The organism is Pseudomonas meliae, assembly GCF_001400515.1.
Lineage (GTDB): Bacteria > Pseudomonadota > Gammaproteobacteria > Pseudomonadales > Pseudomonadaceae > Aquipseudomonas > Aquipseudomonas amygdali.
Genome location: NZ_LJQT01000468.1, coordinates 4,935 through 7,436, shown reverse-complemented (window position 1 = coordinate 7,436; position 2,502 = coordinate 4,935). Strand labels below are relative to the sequence as shown.

The following is a 2,502-nucleotide window of genomic DNA, read 5'->3' as shown; positions in this document are numbered from 1 at the left end:
TCGTCGATGCTGTCCCAGTTGAACAGCAGGCGCCCTTCCAGCTCCAGCAACGTGTGGTCCAGCCACACCTGCGGGGTCTGGGTGATGCTGTGCATGTGCTCGGCGTTCAGGGCGTCGGCCAGATTGAATTCGGCCAGTTCCGGTGCGGCCTCCGACAGGGTGCTGTTGAAGACAACCGGCATGGCGGTCTGCTGCACACCACGGGCCTGGGACAGCTCGCGCAGTACCCGGACCCCGCTGACCACTGAATGGTCGATGTCTTGCCACAACCTGGCCTGCACGGCACGCGCCTTGTCAGTGAAGCTGGCTGCCGCTTCAAGGCTGACTTCGAGCAAGATCAGCGAGGTGAAGTCGCCGATGATGTCATCGACATCCGCGTGCAAGGGCATGCGATTGAACAGCGGCAGACTCAAGGTGAAGCGCGGCTGTCGACTCCACAGCGCCAGCACTTCACTGAACGCGGTCAGCAGCATCACCGACGGCGTCACGGCAAATTGTCGGGCCAGCTCCTTGAGTCGCGACCACTGCTGCACCGACAGTTCGCGGTCGCGGCGGGTAAAGTGCGGCTGGCTGATGCTTTCCGGCTGACACACCAGCGGCAGGTCCGGTGCGGGCGCCAGCGTAGCGACCTTCTCGCGCCAGTAGCCCAGCGCCTGTTCGTAGCGGCGGTCACTGCGCAAGCGCTGTTCGGCCAGCACGTAGTCGCGAAAAGTCAAGCCCGGCTCAGGCAGTTGCAACTGCGGGTCGGCATAAAATGCCATCAGTTCGCGCGCCAGAATCTGCGTACTCGCCGCGTCGACGATCAGGGCATCAAGGCTGATGTGCAGATGGCTGATGCCGTCATCGAGCAACGACAGACTGAACTCGAACAATGGCCAGCGACTGGCGTCCAGCACTTGATGGGACTGACGTTCGCGGGTCTCTTGCAGGGCCTGCTGCGCAGCGGCGACGGGCAAGCCGCGCAGATCACTGCGTGGCATCCGATACGTCGGCACGTCTTCCAAAACCTGCTGTGTGCCGTCGCTGCGAAACACCACGCGCAGCATGTCATGACGCTGGATCATGCGGTTCAGCGCCTGCTCGAAACGTGGCACGTCGAGGCCGGGAATGCGCAGCTCTTCGTAGCCGTGGGCACTGACACCGCCGAGGCTGACCGAAGACTCGCGGCCAAACCAGTACGCTTGCTGGATATCGGTCAATGGAAAGGGTGCGTAACGTGCGCCGCGGTCAGCTTCAATCGGGGTAAACGGCGTTTCAACCGAATGACCTTCGCCACGCCCGAGCCGTACCTGCTCTGCCAGATCCACCAGCACCGGCGTCTTGAACAGACTGCTCAGGGACAACTGCGCGGCCATGCGCTGGTTGATCATGTAGACCATCCGCGTGGCCAGCAGCGAATGCCCGCCCAAGTCGAAAAAGTTATCGTGGAGGCCGACCTGCTCGCATTTGAGCACCTCGGCCCAGATCTGCGCCATCTGCCGCTCGGTCTCATCACGCGGGGCCACGTAAGTGCTTGCGTTCTGGCGCTCTGGCGCAGGCAGGGCTGGACGGTCAAGCTTGCCGTTGCGGGTCAGTGGCAGTTGCGCCAGAGAAACCCAGGCGGTCGGGACCATGTGTTCCGGCAGGTGGCGCTGCAGCCCGGCGCGCAGGGTTTCAGTACTTGCCAGGCCCACCACGTAAGCCACCAGACGCTGGTCGCCCGGCACGTCTTCGCGCAGCAGCACGACCGCTTCCTGCACGCCCGGCTGCTGTTGCAGAAGGCTGTCGATCTCGCCAAGTTCAACGCGAAAGCCGCGCAGCTTGACCTGCTGGTCGATCCGCCCCAGATACTGCACGTTGCCGTCGGCGTGAAACCGCGCCAGGTCACCGCTGCGGTACATGCGCGCGCCGGGCTGCGGATCGAACGGNNTGCTCAGCGCCGAACGATTCAGGTAGCCACGGGCCAGACAGGTGCCCGCGATGTACAACTCCCCGGCCACACCGACCGGCACCGGGTTCAAGTCGCCGTCCAGCACGTACAGACGCGCATTGGCGATGGGCCGGCCAATCGGTGGCGCGTCCGGCCACTGTCCGGCTTCGTCACAGTTCAGGCTGAACTGGCTGACCACATGGGTTTCGGTCGGGCCGTACTGATTGGGCAACTGCGCGCCGCCAAGGCCGCAAACAAAGGCACGCAGTTCGTCATTGATCAGCAACGCCTCGCCGGCCGTGACGATTTCACAGCCATACGCCGGACGCGCGGCATCGGCCTCGCTGAGACCGGCCAGTTGCTGGAGCACGGCAAAGGGCAGAAACGCCCGTTGTACGCCTTCGGCCACCAGCGTCGGGCGCAGTGAAGCGAGGTCCTTGCGAGCAGTTTCGCTCATCAGCACCAGGCTGCCGCCCTGACACAAGGTGCTGCAGATTTCCTGAAAGGACACGTCGAAGTTCAACGAGGCGAATTGCAACACCCGTTGCGAAACAGGTGCCTGTTCCAGTTGCCAGGCGATCAGATTGTCCAGC

Annotated in this window: 1 protein-coding gene; it reads right to left on the bottom strand. The window is 63.5% G+C overall.

What is annotated here, in order from left to right:
- Positions 1-2,420, bottom strand: a 2,420-nt coding sequence (locus tag ALO64_RS26480) for a condensation domain-containing protein (protein ID WP_456238967.1), incomplete at its 3' end; no start/stop codon positions are given.
- Positions 2,421-2,502: the final 82 nt, after the last annotated feature.